Origin of the sequence: Bradyrhizobium sp. SZCCHNR1015, from assembly GCF_032489875.1 — a bacterium.
Taxonomy (GTDB): Bacteria; Pseudomonadota; Alphaproteobacteria; order Rhizobiales; family Xanthobacteraceae; genus Bradyrhizobium.
This window is the reverse complement of record NZ_JAUEYW010000002.1, coordinates 209,988-227,741: the sequence shown is the minus strand read 5'-3', so window position 1 is coordinate 227,741 and position 17,754 is coordinate 209,988. Positions and strand designations below refer to the sequence as shown.

The window sequence follows — 17,754 nt, the reverse complement described above, 5'->3', positions numbered from 1 at the left end:
GCCGACCCGGCGGCCTGTCCCGCACCAGGCCGCCGGGTCATTTGACCACAAGGAGTTGCAACATGGATTTTTTGAATCAAATGGTGGCAGCCCGGCTGATGAAGACGGCCGAGGGTTTTCAGCGCATCGGAGCACATGGAGGATTTCGCCGTCTCGCCGGCCCGGTCAGCGCTACAGCCAGCTCACGCCCCGCGGTGGGCCTGGTCGTCGACAATGCGGCAGCAGGTGATCCGTCGCTATCGCAGAGCTGCCCGGAGCGCGATGGCTGCGGCGCCGGCCTGTAGTGGCAACGCCGCGCCGCCGCGCATCAATGGTCAGCCATGATCGCTGCGGCGCCAGGACGGCTCACGAGCGCTTGCATCCCGCGCGATCGAGCATGTCCCTGACGATCAAGGGCGTCGCCGGCGTTTCCGCTGCGGCCTGCGCCGCGGCAGCGGAGCTCAGTGCCTGACCGACATCAGCAACACTCAAGTTCAATGAGGTCCGGCAAGTGGCGCGCCCCATGCTGGCGACTGCGCCGGCGGCCTCGCCGACGCCGGCAAGGTATGCGGTGAGAACCTGCCGGGCCGTCCGGTCGGTCGGCGCCTGCTCCAGCATCTGAACCACCTGAGCCACCGATATCAGGCCGCGGGAGGTGGATGGCGCGGCGCTGGACGGGGACATCGTCACAACAGCAGACGCGGCGGCGATGAACGCTATGGCGAGTTTGGCCTGACAACGAGACATGAGTTGGCTCCTGAGTGAACGGCCAATCTGTCTAGCGAAAATAAATTATTGTCAAACGATAATTTTTGGACCAAGCTGTCGACGGTCGCCGAGAGATTGGTCAACAGGGGGACGTCCGACGATGACGCAGACAGCAGAGACGTTCGGCACGACGGCCGCGCGTCACAGACGCAGCAATCGCATTCGCTGGATGAGCCAACTGATGGCGGCAAGCTGTCTCGTCACATCCGGGCTGCTCGCCGCGGCAATGGCGCTCTATTGGGCCTTGACGCCCGCGCCCACGCTGTTCAACCACGCCGGCATCCCGAATGCGCCGGTGACCGAGATCGACTGGTCCACGCGGGCCCTCGCGTTCGGCATCGCCATGGTGCCGCTGGGGACGCTGATCTGGGGCCTGCTGAGCGGACGTCGTTGCTTCGACGCCTTCGCCGCCGGCCGCATCTTCTCGCGCGACTCGATCCAACAGCTGAAGACGTTTGCGATCGCTGTCGCGGCATCAGCCCTGTTGAAACCACTCGCCGGCGCGGCTCTGTCCGTCGTCCTGAGTTTCCGTCAACCGGCGGGAGCGAAGACCCTCGCGCTGAGCGTCGGATCGGATACGCTCATAGCGCTGATTTTCGCAGGGACGGTTGCGGTCATCGCCTGGGTGATGACGGAGGCGCTGGAGATCGCCGACGAAAACAAGCAATTCGTCTGAAGGACAGGACATGCCGATCCGAGTGCGGCTGGGCGTGATGCTCGCGGAACGCAATGTGAAGTCCAAAGACCTGGCCGAATATGTCGGGATCACCGAGGCCAACCTGTCCCTGCTCAAACAAGGCAAGGTGAAGGGTGTGCGCTTCGAGACCCTCGAGCGGATCTGCCGGTTTCTCGGCTGCCAGCCCGGAGACCTGCTGAGATATGAGGAAGCGCCGTCGACGGAGACGGACATCGGATGAAACCACAACCGCGATCAAGATCCTGCGCTGCGGTGAAGCGGACGGGCCGCCGCACGGCACCCTCCCGCGCGGATCCGGCACCATTAGCGCTTCGCCGCAACGCCACTGATGCAGCGCATGAACGCCAAAATAGCATCACGTGACGATCAAAACTCGCGCTTGCCAGGGCTTGGTCCAGCCGATAGCTTTTTTGAACCTTTCAAGCGCGACGGATCATCGAGCATGCTTTTTCTGCGGACCAACTCCACGACGGCAACAGTGTCGAACGCGACGGATCGGCCTGTCAGACGCGCAGCCGCAACCGTCTCGAAGACGGTGCTGGTGACCGCAGCCGCGATGCTAGGTCTCCTCGTTTCCGCGCAGGCGCGTGATCTCACCGTCGTGTCCTGGGGCGGCAACTACCAGGACGCGCAGCGCAAGATCTACTTCCAGCCCTTCGCCGCCAAGCTCGGCGCCACCGTGCTCGACGAGAGCTGGGACGGCGGCTATGGCGTGCTGCAGGCCAAGGTGAAGGCCGGGGTGCCGAACTGGGATGCGGTGCAGGTCGAGGCCGAGGAGCTCGAGCTCGGCTGCAGCGACGGCATCTACGAGAAGATCGACTGGAGCAAGATCGGCGACAAGAAAGGCTTCATCCCTGCCGGCGTCAGCGATTGCGGCGTCGGCGCCATCGTGTGGTCGACCGGAATGGCGTTCGACGGCGATAAGATCAAGGACGGGCCGAAGACCTGGGCGGACTTCTGGGACACGGCAAAGTTTCCGGGCAAGCGCGGCCTGCGCAAGGGCGCCAAATACACGCTCGAGTTCGCGCTGATGGCCGACGGCGTGCCGGCGACCGACGTCTACAAGGTGTTGAAGACCAAAGAGGGCGTCGAGCGCGCCTTCAAGAAGCTCGACGCGCTCAAGGCCGACATCGTGTGGTGGGAGGCCGGCGCGCAGCCGCTGCAGCTGTTGTCGTCCGGCCAGGTCGCGATGACCTCGGTCTATAACGGCCGCATCACCGCCATCAACCGCACCGAGGGCAAGCATTTCGGCTTCGTGTTTCCGGGCAGCATCTATGCGGTCGACAGCTGGGTCGTGCTCAAGAGCTCGCCCAACAAGGATGCCGCGATGAACTTCATCGCCTTTGCGAGCCAGGCCGAGAACCAGGCCAAGCTGCCGGAATACATCGCCTACGGCCTGCCGAACATCGCCGCTGCCAAGCTGGTGCCGGAGAAATACGCCGCGGAGCTGCCGACGACCCCCGAAAACCTGAAGCAGGCGATCGCGCTGGACGTCGGCTTCTGGACGGACAATTCGGAAGAGCTGTCGAAGCGCTTCAACGCCTGGCTGGCGCGCTGAGGCCCGCCGCTTCCGCACACCGGGCGCGCGATCGTCGCGACGCGCGCCTGCCCGCCTCGTATGAGTCCCGGCGAGGTCCGCGCCGAAAGCCTTCGTCATGGATACCCCCTTCATCTCGTTCCGGCAGGTGGTCAAGCGCTTCGCCGCGCTGACCGTGGTCGACGATCTCGACCTCGATATCGCCCGCGGCGAGTTCGTCGCCCTGCTCGGCCCCTCCGGCTCCGGCAAGACCACGCTGTTGATGATGCTGGCCGGCTTCGAGCAGCCGACCAGCGGCACGATCGCAGTCAATGGCGTCAGGGTCGACGGGCTCCCGCCGCACAAGCGCAACATGGGCGTGGTGTTCCAGAACTACGCGCTGTTCCCGCACATGAGCGTGCGCGACAACATCGCGTTTCCCCTGAAGATGCGCGGCACGCCCAAGCCCGAGATCGCCACGCGGGTCGCGCGCGTGCTCGACATGGTGAAGCTGTCGGCCATGGCGGAGCGCAAGCCGGCGCAGCTCTCCGGCGGCCAGCAGCAACGCGTGGCGCTGGCCCGCGCGCTGGTGTTCGAGCCGCAGGTGGTGCTGATGGACGAGCCGCTCGGCGCGCTCGACAAGAAGCTGCGCGAGCAGATGCAACTCGACATCCGCGACCTGCACCGCCGGCTCGGCCTCACCATCGTATTCGTCACCCACGACCAGGACGAGGCGCTGACGATGTCCGACCGCATCGCCGTGTTCAACCACGGCAGGATCGAGCAGATCGGCACGCCGCGCGAGATCTACGAGCTGCCGCGGACGCCGTTCGTCGCCGAGTTCATCGGCGAGACCAACCTGCTGTCGTGCAAGGTGGCTGAGCAGGCCGGCGAGGCGATGCGGCTGACGACGGACTCGGGCCTTACGCTTTCGGCGCATGCCGGCGCTGATCGCGTCGATGGCGGCAAGGTGCAGGTCTCGATCCGACCCGAGGCGATCCGGATCAACGATCATGCGGCCGCAACCGCGAACCGCCTGACCGCGCGCATCATGGACGCGGTGTATTTCGGCGATCACATGCGTCTGGTCGCCACGGTCGGCGCGCAGCGGCTGATCATCAAGGGCGACCGTGCCGGCCAGGCCGCGGAGGTCGGCAGCGAGGTCGCGCTATCGTTCGCGGCGTCGGATGTCTGGGTGGTGGGATCATGCGACCAGACCTCCGCCAACGGTTGACGGCATCTCTGCTGCTCGCGCCGCTGCTGGCGTTCATGCTGTCGTTCTTCGTCGTGCCGCTGGTGACGATGATGAAGTCGGCGGTGTCCGATCCGGTCGCGACCGAGTCCCTGCCCCGCACCCACACGGCGCTGGCGCGCTGGGACCGCACCAGCTTGCCTCCTGCAGCGGCGCAGGCCGCGTTCGTCGACGACATCCGCAGGCTGACCAATGACGAGCAGTTCGGCGATCTCGTGCGCCGCCTCAACAGCGCGCAGTCCGGCTTCCGCAGCCTGCTCGGCAAGACCCGCCGCGCGCTCGGCGGCGACGGCGCGGCCGACCTCGCCGCGATCGATTCGCGCTGGAGCGAGACATCCTATTGGATGACCATCGCCGACGCTGTCGCCTCGCCCTGGACCGACAAGAACCTGCTCGCCGCGGTCGACCTCGAGCGCGACGCCGCCGGCGATATCGCCGCGATGCCGGAGGGCAGCTCGGCCAACCGCCTGATCATGATCCGGACCTTCGTGACCTCGGCGCTGGTGACGCTGGCCTGCATCCTGATCGGCCTGCCCTACGCGATGGTCGCCGCATCCGTGGAAGGCTGGCGCCGGCAGGCGCTGCTCGGCGCCGTGCTGCTGCCGCTGTGGACGTCGCTCCTGGTGCGCACCGCGGCCTGGTACGTCGTGCTGCAGGACAACGGCCTGATCAACGCGACCCTGAGGGGGCTCGGCCTGACCTCCGGTCCGGTCCCGCTGATGTTCAACCGGCTCGGCGTCGTCATCGCCATGACGCATGTGCTGCTGCCGTTCATGGTGCTGCCGATCTTCAGCGTGCTGATCGCGATCCCGCGCAACCTGATGCCGGCGGCGGCATCGCTCGGCGCGCATCCGCTGCGCGCCTTCCTCCACGTGCTGCTGCCGCTGTCGATGCGCGGCGTCGTCTCCGGCGCGCTGCTCGTGTTCATGGCCGCGCTGGGCTACTACATCACCCCCGCGCTGATCGGCGGCGCCAACGACCAGATGATCTCCTCGGTGATCGCCTATTACGCCACTGGCGCGGCGAACTGGGGCATGGCCGGCGCGCTCGGCCTCGTCCTGCTGGCGATGACCATCCTGCTCTATGCCGTCTACATCCGGCTGACCTCGGCCGAGGAGCAGCACGCATGAAGCTCCTGCCGGTCGTCAAGCTGCTGTTCGCGATCGCCGTCGTCGTGTTCCTGCTCGGGCCGCTGATCGCGGTGCTGCCGCTGTCGCTGACCGACAGCGTGTTCCTGAACTATCCCATTCCCGGCTATTCGACGCGCTGGTTTCGCGAGCTGGTCACCGCCGAATCCTGGCGGCTGTCGATCGTCAACAGCCTGCTGATCGGCTCGGGGACCACAGCCCTCGCAACGCTGCTCGGCACGCTGGCCGCGCTCGGCCTGCGCGGCAAACGCGCCTCGCTGCTGGTCTCGACGCTGCGCACGGTGTTCTTGCTGCCGATGGTGGTGCCGGCGGTCGTGCTCGGGGTCGGCATGCAGCTGATGTTTTCGCGCTACGGGCTCACCAACACCTATCTCGGCGTCATCATCGCGCACACCGTCGTCGCCGTGCCGTTCGTGCTCGTCAACGTCTCCTCGGCCTTGCAGGGCGTCGATCTCCAGCTCGAGCGCGCCGCCGCGAGCCTCGGCGCCTCGCCCGCCGTGGTGCTGCGTACGGTGACGTTTCCGATTGCGCTGCCCGGTATCATCTCCGGCGCCCTGTTCGCTTTCGCGACGTCGCTCGACGAGGTCGTGCTGACCTTGTTCGTCGCCGGCCCCAACCAGCGCACCCTGGCGCGGCAAATGTTCGCCACCATCCGCGAGAACATCAGCCCGGCGATCGTGTCCGCCGCGGCCGTGTTCATCGTCGGCACCATCGTGCTGTCACTCGCGATGCTGGTAATCCGTCGGCGGATGGCGTGACGCTCCGTAGGAGCGGATTAGCGCAGCGTAATCCGCCGCCTCGCGCACGAATGGCCGTCCATATTGCAGCAGCCGAAGCGGAAGAAGGCGGATTACGCTGCGCTAATCCGCCCTACTCGATGAGCTATCCCGCCTTCACATATTTCCGCCAATCATGTTCTTCCTTGAACCCGAGCACTTCGCGCGCTTTCCTGTTCGACAGCGGCGCCTCGCGCTCGCCGAGGTCGCGGGTGATCGGAGTCTTCGGGCAATAGCGCTGCAACAGCTCGCGCGTCGGCATATTGGCCGTCACCGTGTCATTCACCGCGTTGAAGACCTGGAAGCCGAGACCATCCTTCTGGATCGCCAGATGCACGATCTCGCCGAGGTCGCGCGCGTCGATATAGGACCAGGCGTTGCGCTTGCGCGACGGCGGGTCGGCGAGGAAACGCGGGAACATGTCGTATTCGTGCGGCTCGATGACATTGCCGATGCGGAGTGCGTAGATGTCGATGCCGTAGCGCATGGCGAAGGCGCGCGCGGTCTTTTCGTTCACGACCTTGGACAGGCCGTAGGAGTCCATCGGGTCGGTGTCGTAGTCCTCCTCGAGCGGAAAGCTCCTGAAGTCCTTGTCGCCCTCGGCGAAGCAGACTCCATAGGTTGTCTCGCTGGAGGCGATGATGATCTTGCGTACGCCGAGCTTCGCCGCAGCCTCGATGACGTTGTAGGTGCTGACAGTGTTGACGCGAAAGGTCTCATTGTCGGGCTCGATCAGCACGCGCGGGATCGCGGCGAAATGCACCACCGCATCCGGCGCCCGTGGCGGCCGGCCGGCGTTGAAGCCGCCGAAGCCGTAATGCGTGGTCAGCGCGTTGAAGGCCTGGCCGCTGTCCGTCAGATCCGCGATCAGGGTGTTGATCCCGGGGTGATCGAACGGCTTGAGATCGACGTTGAGGAGCTCGTAGCCCTTGCCCTGCAGATGTGGCAGCACATGCCGGCCCGCCTTGCCTGTTCCGCCGGTGAACACCACGCGTTTGCTTGTCATCGTTCTGTCCTCGTGAATGCGCCGGTTCTAGCAGCTTCGGTCGCAGCCGCTCCATAGGAACTTCCAACCCGATTCCCTGTGGTCTGACGGGCCGCCGGGCGGCGCTGGCCGACGAACACAGCGGTCGAAGAATGATCAATTTAAAATTGAAAATCTATAAAGCACAATTTCAGAACGATGATTGCAATCCGAAACTTGCCGGTCCGCTGATGGGCCGACGCTCGAGCAACTCGTCCGCATGCGATCAGCAACGATGCTGGCGGCAACCGCGAGCGAGAATCTTTCTCATTATCAGTAGCCAAGTTCCCGAACGCGTGATAGGTATCTAATGGCAGTCAAGTAGATGCATCTGGCGGCTGGCCCGCCCTGGAAGGACGCCGTCATGCGATTGTCGTCTTGTGTCGTCGCGCCGTCATTTGTTGCTGTGTTGGCAACGATGCTGTTCTGCAGCCCGGCGGTCGCGCAGCCCACCAAAAGCTCCACGCTTCCCGATATCACGGTCGATGCACCCAAGCAGGCTGTACGGCCCTATCGGCCGCAGCACGCAGCCGGCGCGGTGACGTCGCGCCGGGCACGGCCAGTCGCTCAGGCCGCATCCCAGGCGACGCAATCGCCGTCGGCTGCGCCAGGCTCTGTGGAAGCCAGGTTCGCCAGGCTGGAGAGAGCTGCCACTGGTTGCAACGGCGGCTGCGAGACAAGCTTCAAGTCCGGCAACGCGCCTTGGGTCGGATGCAGCCTGTCGGGCCAGGAATTCTCACATTTCGATACGACCTGCAGCGACACGCTCAGATACAAGCACTATGCGGACTGTGCGGAGACCAAGGCGTTCCTGGGCTGGGATCGCAATAAGGTCTGGCTGCATTGCAGCAGCCTCTTGGCCGGCGGCAAGTTTCAGGTCGCCGAGCTGAAGCGAGCGCGGCGCGCCCGTTAGTCCGCCTCAGCTGAGCTGAAGTTGAAGCACATTTGTCGGCCTGCGCGTGCTCCGGTCGACACCTCGTGAGCCGACGTCTTTCTCACGCGTCCTGCGATGTTCATCTGGTCTCAGCGCGTGACCGTATCTCACGCACATTGACTGCGTCAGCCGCGAGCTGGTGCGCGGCTTCCAGCCCCCGCGATCGCCCGCACGACACGTGCGATACGTTCGTCGCGCGCGGCGGGCCTGATACGTCCTGACCGTTCGAGCGCGGCGAGGCCATGAAGGGCCGCCCAGAACGTCTCGGTGACGACCGCGGCATCCTTGCAGAAGGGCGCGATGACCGCGGCCAGCGCATCGAAAGCAGCCCGCAGCTCCGGCCTCGTCTCCGCCACCGCGAACCGCAGATCGGTCGGCAGGACGAACATGGCATCGTAGAGCGCAGGACGGCCGAGCGCGAAGCCGAGATAGGCCGCAGCGACATTCTTGAGCGCAGAGCCGCGAGCGCTCGCTTGCCTCGCCGCGTCTTCGAGGGCGGCCGTGATCTCCTTGAAGCCCTCGAGGGCAACCGCGGACACGATCGCATCCCTGTTCTCGAAATGCGAATAGAGCACGGGCTGGCTGTATTCGATCTCGTCGGCCAGGCGCCGGATCGTCACCGCGCCCCATCCCTCGCGCTCCGCGATCGCGCGCGCGGCCGCGACGATGTGCTGCTCGCGCTCGGCGCGCGCCCTGCCCTTTCGCTCTGCGATGCCCAGATTCTCGCCCTCCGCCGGACAGCACTCACCATACCACCGCTTGACGATCTAGCAACGCTAGATTATTGTCCTAGCGTTGCTAGGTTATCGACGGCCGTTAGAACGGAGGGTCGCATGCACCGGTTTTCGCTTGGGCTTGCCTTGCTGCTGGCGGTCGCGATCATCGCGATTGGGGTGCAATACGTTGCTCGCCCGTTCACTGCGATGCGCAGTTTCGGGCTGCCACTGCCCGAGACCGGCGCCAACGTCGCGTGGTGGCTGCGGCTCAAGGGCGTGAGGGACATCGTCTCGGGCCTGGCGGTCCTTGCATTGATGATGTGGGGTAGTTCCGGCGCGGTTGGCCTCGTCCTGCTGGTCGAAGCCGTCATTCCAGTTGGCGACATGCTGGTCATCCTTGCCGCGAACGGCTCGAAGACGAGCGCCTTCGGCATGCACGGCCTCACGGCCGCGATCATGATCCTGGCGGCCCTGCCCCTGGTCACCGGAGTGTCTTGAGATGGCGCACGCTGTTTCGATCTGGCTGCTGGTCGCCGCCTTCTTCGGCGCCGGCGTCTTCAACGCGGTCGGCACGGCCGACACGCGGCGCGATTTCGCCCGTTGGGGCTACCCCGCCGCCTGGTGGGGCAGACTGACCGGCGGGCTGGAGATCGTCGCCGCCATTCTGATTGCGCTTCCCCAGGCTCGCATCGTCGGCCTGGCGCTTGGATCGGCGATCATCGCCGCGGCAGCGGTGACCGTTCTGCGCCATCGGGATGTCCGGCACCTGCCGCCGATCGGCGGATTCGTCGTCCTGCTCGGGCTTGCCGCTGCCGCCCCCTGAAGGATCGCGCGGCGTTCGGAGAGCCGGATTCTCGCGCCAGCTGTCGGTCAGCGCCTGTCCCGCGATGAACCTTCTGCCTCCCGTCTTGACCCACCTCAGGGCGGGAGGAGATTGAGGTCGCAAATGACGGCTCTGACCAAGGTATTTTATAAGGCATTTTCTGAAACATCCGAGGGTCGCAAACACGCGTTGCTCAAACACCTCTTGCTGCTCGGTGCCGCCATATTGCTGGTGGCGGCGATGGCGCTGACCTACGGAACAGATCTGAGCCCTGGCTTTTTCTGAGCGGCTTTTTCTTCCTCTGCTTCGGCGAACAGCGGTTGCCGTCGACGGCATGTCCTTATGATCGGCATGCGCATGTCTGCCTCGGGCATGAGCGGAAAACCGGGCTTATCGCGCCTCGACCAGCGCCGCGAGTTTCGCGAGTGCCATCCGCCAGCCAGTCTCGTTGTCGGTCGGCGATACCGCGCGTGGCAGTCCAGCGTGGGTGGCGTGAAGTTCGGTCCCGCCATCCGCGTCGGCGAGCGTGATGGTGATCGTCATCTCGCCGCGCAGCGCGGGATCCGTGGTCTCGAACTCGTCCACTTCGACAACCTGCTCATTCGGGACGAGCTTCACAAAGCGACCGCGATATGTGTCCGTTTGCGCGGTCGTCTTGCCCGCCCCGGTCGGCACGCCATAGGTGAGCGAAATCCGCAACGAGCCGCCTTCACGGGCGTCGAACGCATGCACCTCGCAGGTCATTCCGTCCGGCACTTTCCATTTTGCAATTGCGCGTGGATCGAGCAGCGCTTGATAGACCGCCGACCGAGGCGCGGCGATGTAGCGCCGTATCGAAAGGGTCTCGTCCATGTTCATTCCCTGCTGACCTTGCGCATTGTCTCGAACCGTCATCCGATAGGACCGATGGTGTACCGGCGGCAGGCTTTTGGATAGGCTCGTTGCCGATGATGCGGCCTGCCGCTTGACGCGACCGACGAACAGCACCCGGGAGCCCATACGATGATCACCCTGGGACGACATCGGCCGCTGATCCAGACTCCCTTGGACGAAGCGACTGCCCTGGTCGCGATCTTAGACATCGCGGCCGACGCGATCGCCCAATTCGATCCCGATCATTCTGGCCGGCCCACCCCATCGACGACGAGACTGCCGACGGCGATCCCAGCTTCTACAAGGGCGCCGCCGGGTGTGATCTGGGCCCCCGACTGCCTGCATCTTCGGTTGTTTGTTCTGGCTGGCGAGATAGCAGAAGGGCAGATCCAAGCCGGCATGTTCGTCACCGTGCCGCTGGACTCTTCGCTGTCTTGGTGATGAAGGCGCCGTCGATCTGAGAAACCTTCGCACACGTGACGAGCTTCGGCTGGCGGACCAGGTTCTATCTATTCTCCGGGCACGAACTTCAAACGACGCATCGGCAAAAGCGAGGAGCGCACGCGACCCGACGGGCAAATCACTGCTGCGAGACTCGCGTACGCCCAGCACATCCGCCCATCACCCGGAGCCCACGCTCCAAGAAAACGCCTCCGTCAGAAAAATTCATTCGCCTGCGGGTTCAAACACATCTCTCTATCCAGCCCTCCCGGCCTGAAGATTTTTGTTTCTTTTTTCCAGAAATCATGATCTTCTCTCTCCATCCCGTCTCACAAGAGGGGCGCTTCGCGGTCGTCACGAACGTCGAGGCGGGATGCGGTGGGCGTGTCGATGTCGCAGCGTGGTTCTCCACGCCGACGAACGGCGGCGATGCGCACGGTCAAGTCGCGTGGTCCTGACACCCCGACGCTGGTGTCACGCTTGCGTTGGCGCTCACGCGCGGCGCGGGCAACGGTGGCCAGAAAGCCCGGCGCACCGGGGAGATCGCGAAGCAGCCGTCAAAACCATCGTGCGGGGAATGCCGGGTGATCTCGGCTGAACCTGTGGTGACTGCCGCCTGCTTTTTTTCTGCAGGCGGGCCATGGGTGCGGCCAGCGCCCGGCATTCCCCGTGCCCTCTTCCAAGAGAGGGACATCGATCAGCAAAGCTCGGACGCGAGAATGCGCCGCGAGGCAGCGAAGCCATGTCGCAGCGCCCTCATCACAATCTAACCGCCGTCATTGCGAGCGAAGCGAAGCAATCCAGAGTCGCGCGCGCGACTCTGGATTGCTTCGTCGCTACGCTCCTCGCAATGACGGAGAACTTGACCGAAGAGACTCGTCATGGATGGCCGGTTCAAGCCGGCTTGCCGCCGTCACGACGACGCGGCGGCGGCGGAGCCCGCGGTTGCGTCGCCCCGCGATCGTCACGCGCGCCTCGCGTTCACAAGGGAGGATATTCAACGATCGGAAAACCAGACCAAGCTGGGCCACCGGCCGCTTCGGCCGATGGTGGGCACGACAGGGGCGAAAACACGGATCAAGATCAATGATTTAGGCACCCGCACCAGCGTTCCAGGGCTCTTGGTTTCAAAAGGGAATTTCTGGCGATGCCCGCACCATCCAAGGGGTAGGCTGGAAGCCAGAATCGCCTGAAAGTTGCCAAGACTTCAGAAAAGTTGACTGCCTGCCCTTTGGGCTCGGCGCCCAAAGGTGAAGTTCGGATCCCTCGTTCGCCCAACCTCTCCTGTGTTTCGATGGTTGCGGGGAGGCGCAAGACTCGCGCACGCGCGAGATCCACCCATGCGTCGTGCCGACACCCCGCTGCCAGCTGGCATTGCAATGTCCCGCGATCGCGTTCTCTTCATATACCCAGGGCCGCTCAAGGTCCTTGGTCCGCGCCCCAGTACCGCGCGCAGGCGCGCGGACCGAAGCTTCATTGTGCGAGTTGGTGCTCAACCTTCCTGAGTCCTCTCGCTTCAAGAGGATACCCAATTGCTACCGAGTTCGCGCCGATGCGGCCGCGAGATCGAGAGCGCGCACCCACGGACCGGGTAGTGGACGCAGTATTGACGGGACGGATCAGAATACGGGCAGTTGCGTGAGCAACTTGACTTCATCTGCGCCAAACCTAAGCTACCGGAGTTGGGCCATCACCCCCGAACACGCCAAACCGCGATTTTGGACGAGGATGCGAGTCCCAATGGCTCGAGAAATTCAGGAACTTCGCCTCGAGCCAACAATGATTCTAAGCCATCCGGAGCGCGCTCAATAACGTTACGATTTGGAGATGTCCGACACGTGACCACATAATCGACGTGGTAATCTCGTAGAATCTGATGCGCAACCGGCGCTGGCGCAAGCATGAGCTTGAGCATCGCGAGATTGCCATCGTTATTCCGGTGGTATGGGGCCGCAAACACGGCGTGTTTCGTCGCAGCCAATATGGCCGGGCCGAGATCGATCGGCGCCATGACGCGTCCTCTCGCCAATAGCCCCATAGGCTCGGCATCCGAAACACTTTGGCATCGGGACTCGTCAGGTTCAAATACCATTTCAGTCGGCTCTACCATCGAATCGATCAGCGGTTTCGCGCAATTTCCAAGTACCGCGAACATGACCGGAGACAAGACGAACGCCACCAAAACGAGGCTGCTTGTCTGGGCAAGCGATGGCCAGATGAAGACGGCGGCTGCGGCGAATATTGGCGCTGCCGCCATGGCAGCCCCGCCTGTTCCGCGCATTTCCCACACGCTGATCGCAATCAACGTCGCGAGGGCAGCGACACCAACACCCCACCGAAATCGATCAACCGGGTTGGCTCGCAAAAATGCCGCTGCCGCGATTGCCATTGTTATAAGAGGAAACGCGTAAAAGCCGAGTACTTCCTCTGGACCGATCCGGATCATCTCCGCCAGGGATACGGTCTCCTGAACATGATCGAGCCATAGAGAAACGACCAGCGGATCAAGCTGCGAATACGGCAACACCAGCGATCGCGCAAAAAGCAGGACGAACGCACCGAGCAAGGCGATCACGGTTCCGGTCGCAGTGCCAACACGCAGCCATAGCGAGGATCGGTAACGCTCAATTCCAACCATTAGCACCAGGCCAACGCTCCCGCCCACGGTCAACAAAAGCAGCGGGCCCCCGAACGCGTCAAGCACGGGCAACGTTAGTTCCTCTGCCGGAACCAACGCAAATCCGAGAGCCGCCGATGATGCGGCTAGCGCGAGAGCAAAGGCCGAGACTTCGCGCGCAACCTCTCCACCACGCCAGACGAAAAGACCCGCCATGGCACCGCATATCGTGACGATCACCGGCAGGATCTCAACTCCGATTGCGAGCGACACAGATCCGGTCAACGCTGCGAGCGCCGCCCTGGTCGCGCTTCGATCGGCCTGGATCGCAAAGAGAAGCATCAGGAGCAAGAGATCGATTTGCACGTTGTGATGATCGATCGCGCCCGGCTTGAAGTGAATCAATGCTGGCGCTGCCAGCATAGCCAGCACAGCTGCGCCCAGCGATGAGGCCGCGACGCCTTCGCTCATACGGTAGGCAATCGTCCCGACGAGCACGAGAGCCACGAGAAGCAGAAGTATTGGCCAGACGAACAGCGTTACCGCTTCCGCATGGAGCGGACCGATCAAAGGTTTCAAGGTCAGGATCGATATAGCTAGTGGCAGATCGACAATCCGCGACCAATGCATAAGCACGCCGGATGGACCCAGGCGGTATTGCCGGAGATCCCACCAGGCCTGGCCGTCGAGAAAATCCCGGATTTCGACAAGACGCATCGCATCATCGGTCGACATGGCGTCGAAAACGCCGCCCCTGATCGAGAGCAGCTTGAACGCCATCGCCACAGTAAGCCCCAGCACCAGGATCAGAACGCCGACGGTTCTTACTCTGCCCTGGCTTGGAACCGAGCTCAAACTCGAAATGGCGTCTGACATGATGAGCCCACTGGTTCCCACAGCATCAACAACCGAATTTAACTGGAGCAGCACGCACCTCGTCGAGCTGCCCAACGTCTGCACAGCACTGAGCCCATCGGGTTCAAGTGTTCCGCGAGCCTACAGATATCGAGCCAATTCGTCGCTCCCGCCGGCCCCAACGCGGCCCATCTGGCAGCACCACCAAGATGTGACCCGGGTCTACTCCGACGAAGATCCTGCGTTTGGCATAGCGGACGGCCAATATGCGGGCCATTGCGCGCGGGGCTGTGAACTGACAAATACAGATCTCAAGAAGTGCTTGACCATCACGATGGACCCGCCAGCCACAGCGGCGCCTCCGATGATGTCGATGATGTAGTGCGCACCGATCAGGGGCGTCGCGGCAACCATCCAGGTATTGAGCGCGATCGACGCCGGCCGCAAAACTCGGATCGGCCACAAAGCCCAGATATAAAGAACTGCCGACGCCGTGTGGAAGCTTGGGAATGATACGATGCCCGCTAGCCTGAGCACGTCGAGCTGTCGTAACGACCCATCTCGTAACGCGAAAATATCCCGAAGCTGCGCCGCGTAATTTGTCGAGTCAACCTTCGGGAATTGCTCGCCCGGCGACAATCCCAGACCATAGTAAGTCCCTATGGCCGGAATGAAGGCGGACACGACAATCGTTACAGCGAGTGCAACGCTCAACGTCAGCACGAATTGCTGAAGTCGCAAGAACCGCGATCCCATCGCCAAAACGATCGGGATCGCGAGCAGGGGCCACTTGATGAAGCCGTATCCAACTTTCAAGTAGTGCACAACCCAGCTGTGGGCATTAAAAAACGCTGCAATCCCCTGGGGATCAAACCCAATTGCGCGGTCGATCCACAATAGGCTCTGATCCTGTAAGGGCCAATTCATCGCGTTTGCGACATAACTAAGAGGGCCAGCGATCGCCGTGAGCAATATGATCTGAGCTGTGACACCAAACCAGAAGACAAGTTTAGGATCCGCAGAAGCCTGCCTGATGTGGGCATAACCATACGCAATACTCGCAAGCGAAATCGCAATAGCAACGAGAACTCCGAAACCCATTGGCTCCAAGGAAAAGTCGGAGTACGTCAAAGCACTCAACAGCGCCGCGCCAAACAGAGCGATTGGCAGCCAATTGAGATTGAGTGTTTGCCACGCGAGGCTTTCTTCGTCGGTTTTCATGCCTGCAGGCCATCGTTTCCTTCAACGAAGCTCTTTTGACGATCGCGAGCGCAACATCTGACGAAAGCACGGAACATTGGATCGCATTCCCAGGGAGCTGATCGCGGCACATCTCTCAAGCAGGGCTCTTTAACCCGGCGGCCAGTGGCCCGCAGATCACCCGATCTCTCACCCCCCGCAAAATTACGGGACAACACTTAAGGTAGTGTGAAAGGGGAGATCCTGAGATTCACGAGTCACAAACGAGGCGCGTTCTGAAGCCATTTGCAGAGCGGCCGGATTCATGCGAGGGCATTTTGGTAGATCTGGCTGGACACAATTCTCTCACCGGTTGCGTACCATTGTGGAACCTGTGCCGCGGCTTTTGCGCGGGGATATAACGCCGCGCGATCTCTAGGCTACGGCAGCAACGAAACCACGCTTTACAATCGTTTGGCCGGTGAGCGAGAGCCCTGGAGTAGATCGGTGAAGCAGAGCGGGCGTTGGTGGAAACCTCGCCGTCAACTTTCTACGCAAATGCGCATGAGCTTCTGCCGCTCCGGGGGATGCAGTACCTGGCGATATCCCTCGGCGCCACGTCAGCGCGCGACAGCGGGCCTGACATAGACACTTTCGTACTTCCCGATATGGTCCTCAGTCCAGCCTCGCTTTCCTACGAGGAACTGCCTCAATTCATCATGCCCCTTAAGCCACAAGACTGCATCGATATGGTACTTCTCGAGCACCTCATCCCAGGCGGCTTCATCGACCTCCCAATGCACGAGCTTGAAGTAGTCGCGGAGCAACTCATCAGGATAAGCCGTGGCCGCTCGGCCGTCGACAAAGAGCCGGACTGATCCATGGGTAAGGAAGATCAGATATCCTCCGACGTTCCAGTGGTTGAGCACTCGCGCATGCGCAAGATGCGTCTGCAGGTATTCGGCGTCCTGCTCCGACAACATGTTTGGCAATGCCATCGCCGGCTTTACTCGGATTAAAGTAACCGGAAGGACACATGCGCCAACGAGCGCTGCAGTCAGAAGCGCCCGCTGAATTTGTGGCTTGGGCAGCCGAGTGGGAAGAAGCCGATCGAGATGATGAGCCACCGGCACCGTCGAAAAGATAAAAAAGAATGACATGTATCGAAACTGGTAAAGTCCCAGCGCGAGAAATGCCCAACACAGAATGCGGTGCTCAGCGCGGATTTTCGCCGTTACGGCGTACCGCAGTTCCAGCGCGATGAACGCAATAATGTAGGCCATTCCGGGAAGGCTGCCCGGAATTTCGACATTGTGAGAATAGGGAAGCCACTCTCCAATATGTCCCTGAACAAAGTGTCCCAAGGTAGCCGCCACACCTTTGTAGATTTTCCAGCCGAGCGGATTGACCAAGGTAGCCGCTAGGCAGCCGCAACCAGCCACTACGATGGCTTTTAAGTCGTGCCAGTCACCTCGGAGAATGGCCCCGCCACCGAAGACAGCGAGGATCATGAAGCCAAGCACGAATCCACCGTGCAAATTCACCCAGAGCACCATCAGCAAGGGTAGCAACGACAGTTTGGTCGGCCGCAAACACTCCCGGTAGAAGACCACGCTGAATACCATGGTCGCGATGTTGGGAGATGCCGCGAGATAGCTGTTAGGCGCCGTATCGTAGGAGGGATACAGCAAGCAAGCCGCAAATGTCCCGATGCAGGCGGCGAACGCGGAAGCGCCACTTCGCAAGCAAGCCGACGTGAGATATCCAGCGATCAAGATTCCGCACACCAAGACGAGGACAACAAGACCTGCGTATCCGCTGAACTTGAAGATTGTGCTGGCAACCACGTCCCATAGCCACGAGAGGTTGAACCACTGTTGGATCCCGAGGGTGAACGACCAGGGATCCTGGAAGGGGATGCGCTCTTCCGTTCGAATCAGGTCGCCAGCGGCAAGGTGCCAGCCAAGGTCGTAATGACTTAGGACGAGTGATGCGTTGGAAAGATAGAAAACGCTCAAAAGAGAGATCAGGAACGCGTAAGTTCCCAAGTGGTGCGACGGCGGCTGATCGGTCGCAGCCGACGTGGCCAGCACCTCACGCCCGGGTATCGTCTGCTCGCACATGTTGTACTTCTGCCTTCCCAGCAGCGCGCGCAA

The 17,754-nt window shown here is 62.4% G+C and carries 18 protein-coding genes; 11 read left to right on the top strand and 7 right to left on the bottom strand.

Annotated features, from left to right (window positions below; all coding sequences use genetic code 11):
* Nucleotides 1-345 precede the first annotated feature (345 nt).
* A complete protein-coding gene (locus tag QX128_RS04730; RefSeq protein WP_316236809.1) occupies nt 346-726 on the bottom strand; it encodes a chlorophyllide reductase in 381 nt (126 codons plus the stop codon).
* A 247-nt stretch (nt 727-973) separates the two neighbouring features.
* On the opposite strand from QX128_RS04730, the gene QX128_RS04725 reads away from it, so the two are divergent.
* The 6 genes from QX128_RS04725 (at nt 974) to QX128_RS04700 (ending at nt 6,118) form a co-directional block, all read left to right on the top strand.
* The gene (locus QX128_RS04725) at nt 974-1,423 is read left to right on the top strand and encodes a DUF2975 domain-containing protein (protein WP_316217169.1); all 450 of its coding nucleotides are present in this window, start codon (nt 974-976) and stop codon (nt 1,421-1,423) included.
* Between the two features lie 10 nt (nt 1,424-1,433).
* Nucleotides 1,434-1,664 (top strand): helix-turn-helix transcriptional regulator, encoded by a 231-nt coding sequence (locus tag QX128_RS04720; protein ID WP_315801851.1) that lies wholly within the window; start codon nt 1,434-1,436, stop codon nt 1,662-1,664.
* Between the two features lie 336 nt (nt 1,665-2,000).
* On the top strand, nt 2,001-3,002 hold the full coding sequence (locus QX128_RS04715; RefSeq protein WP_316217227.1) for an ABC transporter substrate-binding protein: 1,002 nt from the start codon (nt 2,001-2,003) through the stop codon (nt 3,000-3,002).
* Nucleotides 3,003-3,099: 97 nt separating this feature from the next.
* Nucleotides 3,100-4,194: an ABC transporter ATP-binding protein gene (locus QX128_RS04710; protein WP_315801850.1), complete on the top strand. Its 1,095-nt coding sequence runs from the start codon at nt 3,100-3,102 to the stop codon at nt 4,192-4,194.
* Between the two features lie 35 nt (nt 4,195-4,229).
* A complete protein-coding gene (locus tag QX128_RS04705) occupies nt 4,230-5,342 on the top strand; it encodes an ABC transporter permease (protein WP_315802161.1) in 1,113 nt (370 codons plus the stop codon).
* Nucleotides 5,339-6,118 (top strand): ABC transporter permease, encoded by a 780-nt coding sequence (locus tag QX128_RS04700; RefSeq protein ID WP_315801849.1) that lies wholly within the window; start codon nt 5,339-5,341, stop codon nt 6,116-6,118. The genes QX128_RS04705 and QX128_RS04700 overlap by 4 nt, the downstream gene beginning before the upstream one ends.
* A 124-nt stretch (nt 6,119-6,242) precedes the next feature.
* Here the strand turns inward: QX128_RS04700 and QX128_RS04695 are convergent, their stop codons facing one another.
* Nucleotides 6,243-7,142 carry an NAD(P)-dependent oxidoreductase gene (locus QX128_RS04695; protein WP_315801848.1) on the bottom strand — a complete coding sequence of 300 codons (900 nt, stop codon included), beginning with the start codon at nt 7,140-7,142 and terminating at the stop codon, nt 6,243-6,245.
* Nucleotides 7,143-7,485: 343 nt separating this feature from the next.
* Between QX128_RS04695 and QX128_RS04690 the strand changes: the two genes are divergently transcribed.
* On the top strand, nt 7,486-8,073 hold the full coding sequence (locus QX128_RS04690; protein WP_315801847.1) for a hypothetical protein: 588 nt from the start codon (nt 7,486-7,488) through the stop codon (nt 8,071-8,073).
* 146 nt (nt 8,074-8,219) lie between these two features.
* On the opposite strand, the gene QX128_RS04685 is transcribed toward QX128_RS04690, so the two are convergent.
* The gene (locus QX128_RS04685; RefSeq protein WP_315802160.1) at nt 8,220-8,813 is read right to left on the bottom strand and encodes a TetR-like C-terminal domain-containing protein; all 594 of its coding nucleotides are present in this window, start codon (nt 8,811-8,813) and stop codon (nt 8,220-8,222) included.
* A gap of 114 nt (nt 8,814-8,927) precedes the next feature.
* Here QX128_RS04685 and QX128_RS04680 point away from each other — a divergent pair, with 114 nt between their 5' ends.
* The 3 genes from QX128_RS04680 (at nt 8,928) to QX128_RS04670 (ending at nt 9,918) form a co-directional block, all read left to right on the top strand.
* Nucleotides 8,928-9,308: a DUF4267 domain-containing protein gene (locus tag QX128_RS04680; protein WP_316236808.1), complete on the top strand. Its 381-nt coding sequence runs from the start codon at nt 8,928-8,930 to the stop codon at nt 9,306-9,308.
* 1 nt (nt 9,309) lies between these two features.
* The gene (locus QX128_RS04675) at nt 9,310-9,633 is read left to right on the top strand and encodes a DoxX family protein (protein ID WP_316236807.1); all 324 of its coding nucleotides are present in this window, start codon (nt 9,310-9,312) and stop codon (nt 9,631-9,633) included.
* Between the two features lie 123 nt (nt 9,634-9,756).
* Nucleotides 9,757-9,918 carry a hypothetical protein gene (locus QX128_RS04670; RefSeq protein WP_315801844.1) on the top strand — a complete coding sequence of 54 codons (162 nt, stop codon included), beginning with the start codon at nt 9,757-9,759 and terminating at the stop codon, nt 9,916-9,918.
* Between the two features lie 105 nt (nt 9,919-10,023).
* Here QX128_RS04670 and QX128_RS04665 read toward each other — a convergent pair whose 3' ends face one another.
* Nucleotides 10,024-10,632 (bottom strand): SRPBCC family protein, encoded by a 609-nt coding sequence (locus QX128_RS04665; RefSeq protein ID WP_316236806.1) that lies wholly within the window; start codon nt 10,630-10,632, stop codon nt 10,024-10,026.
* A 3-nt stretch (nt 10,633-10,635) separates the two neighbouring features.
* Between QX128_RS04665 and QX128_RS04660 the strand changes: the two genes are divergently transcribed.
* Nucleotides 10,636-10,947 carry a hypothetical protein gene (locus QX128_RS04660; protein ID WP_315801842.1) on the top strand — a complete coding sequence of 104 codons (312 nt, stop codon included), beginning with the start codon at nt 10,636-10,638 and terminating at the stop codon, nt 10,945-10,947.
* Between the two features lie 1,690 nt (nt 10,948-12,637).
* Here QX128_RS04660 and QX128_RS04655 read toward each other — a convergent pair.
* The 3 genes from QX128_RS04655 to QX128_RS04645 form a co-directional block, all read right to left on the bottom strand.
* Nucleotides 12,638-14,440 (bottom strand): hypothetical protein, encoded by a 1,803-nt coding sequence (locus tag QX128_RS04655; RefSeq protein WP_316236805.1) that lies wholly within the window; start codon nt 14,438-14,440, stop codon nt 12,638-12,640.
* A gap of 201 nt (nt 14,441-14,641) precedes the next feature.
* Nucleotides 14,642-15,640 (bottom strand): phosphatase PAP2 family protein, encoded by a 999-nt coding sequence (locus QX128_RS04650; RefSeq protein WP_316236804.1) that lies wholly within the window; start codon nt 15,638-15,640, stop codon nt 14,642-14,644.
* A gap of 578 nt (nt 15,641-16,218) precedes the next feature.
* Nucleotides 16,219-17,754 carry a hypothetical protein gene (locus tag QX128_RS04645; RefSeq protein ID WP_315753318.1) on the bottom strand — a complete coding sequence of 512 codons (1,536 nt, stop codon included), beginning with the start codon at nt 17,752-17,754 and terminating at the stop codon, nt 16,219-16,221.

What these genes read in the sequence shown, in the direction of transcription:
- QX128_RS04650 (WP_316236804.1), bottom strand. Translation starts at nt 15,640, where the DNA reads ATGAAAACCGACGAAGAAAGCCTCGCGTGGCAAACACTCAATCTCAAT.
- QX128_RS04655 (WP_316236805.1), bottom strand. Translation starts at nt 14,440, where the DNA reads ATGTCAGACGCCATTTCGAGTTTGAGCTCGGTTCCAAGCCAGGGCAGA.
- QX128_RS04675 (WP_316236807.1), top strand. Translation starts at nt 9,310, where the DNA reads ATGGCGCACGCTGTTTCGATCTGGCTGCTGGTCGCCGCCTTCTTCGGC.
- QX128_RS04715 (WP_316217227.1), top strand. Translation starts at nt 2,001, where the DNA reads ATGCTAGGTCTCCTCGTTTCCGCGCAGGCGCGTGATCTCACCGTCGTG.
- QX128_RS04705 (WP_315802161.1), top strand. Translation starts at nt 4,230, where the DNA reads ATGCTGTCGTTCTTCGTCGTGCCGCTGGTGACGATGATGAAGTCGGCG.
- QX128_RS04695 (WP_315801848.1), bottom strand. Translation starts at nt 7,142, where the DNA reads ATGACAAGCAAACGCGTGGTGTTCACCGGCGGAACAGGCAAGGCGGGC.
- QX128_RS04720 (WP_315801851.1), top strand. Translation starts at nt 1,434, where the DNA reads ATGCCGATCCGAGTGCGGCTGGGCGTGATGCTCGCGGAACGCAATGTG.
- QX128_RS04730 (WP_316236809.1), bottom strand. Translation starts at nt 726, where the DNA reads ATGTCTCGTTGTCAGGCCAAACTCGCCATAGCGTTCATCGCCGCCGCG.
- QX128_RS04690 (WP_315801847.1), top strand. Translation starts at nt 7,486, where the DNA reads ATGCATCTGGCGGCTGGCCCGCCCTGGAAGGACGCCGTCATGCGATTG.
- QX128_RS04660 (WP_315801842.1), top strand. Translation starts at nt 10,636, where the DNA reads ATGATCACCCTGGGACGACATCGGCCGCTGATCCAGACTCCCTTGGAC.
- QX128_RS04670 (WP_315801844.1), top strand. Translation starts at nt 9,757, where the DNA reads ATGACGGCTCTGACCAAGGTATTTTATAAGGCATTTTCTGAAACATCC.
- QX128_RS04725 (WP_316217169.1), top strand. Translation starts at nt 974, where the DNA reads ATGGCGCTCTATTGGGCCTTGACGCCCGCGCCCACGCTGTTCAACCAC.
- QX128_RS04665 (WP_316236806.1), bottom strand. Translation starts at nt 10,632, where the DNA reads ATGGGCTCCCGGGTGCTGTTCGTCGGTCGCGTCAAGCGGCAGGCCGCA.
- QX128_RS04680 (WP_316236808.1), top strand. Translation starts at nt 8,928, where the DNA reads ATGCACCGGTTTTCGCTTGGGCTTGCCTTGCTGCTGGCGGTCGCGATC.
- QX128_RS04700 (WP_315801849.1), top strand. Translation starts at nt 5,339, where the DNA reads ATGAAGCTCCTGCCGGTCGTCAAGCTGCTGTTCGCGATCGCCGTCGTC.
- QX128_RS04710 (WP_315801850.1), top strand. Translation starts at nt 3,100, where the DNA reads ATGGATACCCCCTTCATCTCGTTCCGGCAGGTGGTCAAGCGCTTCGCC.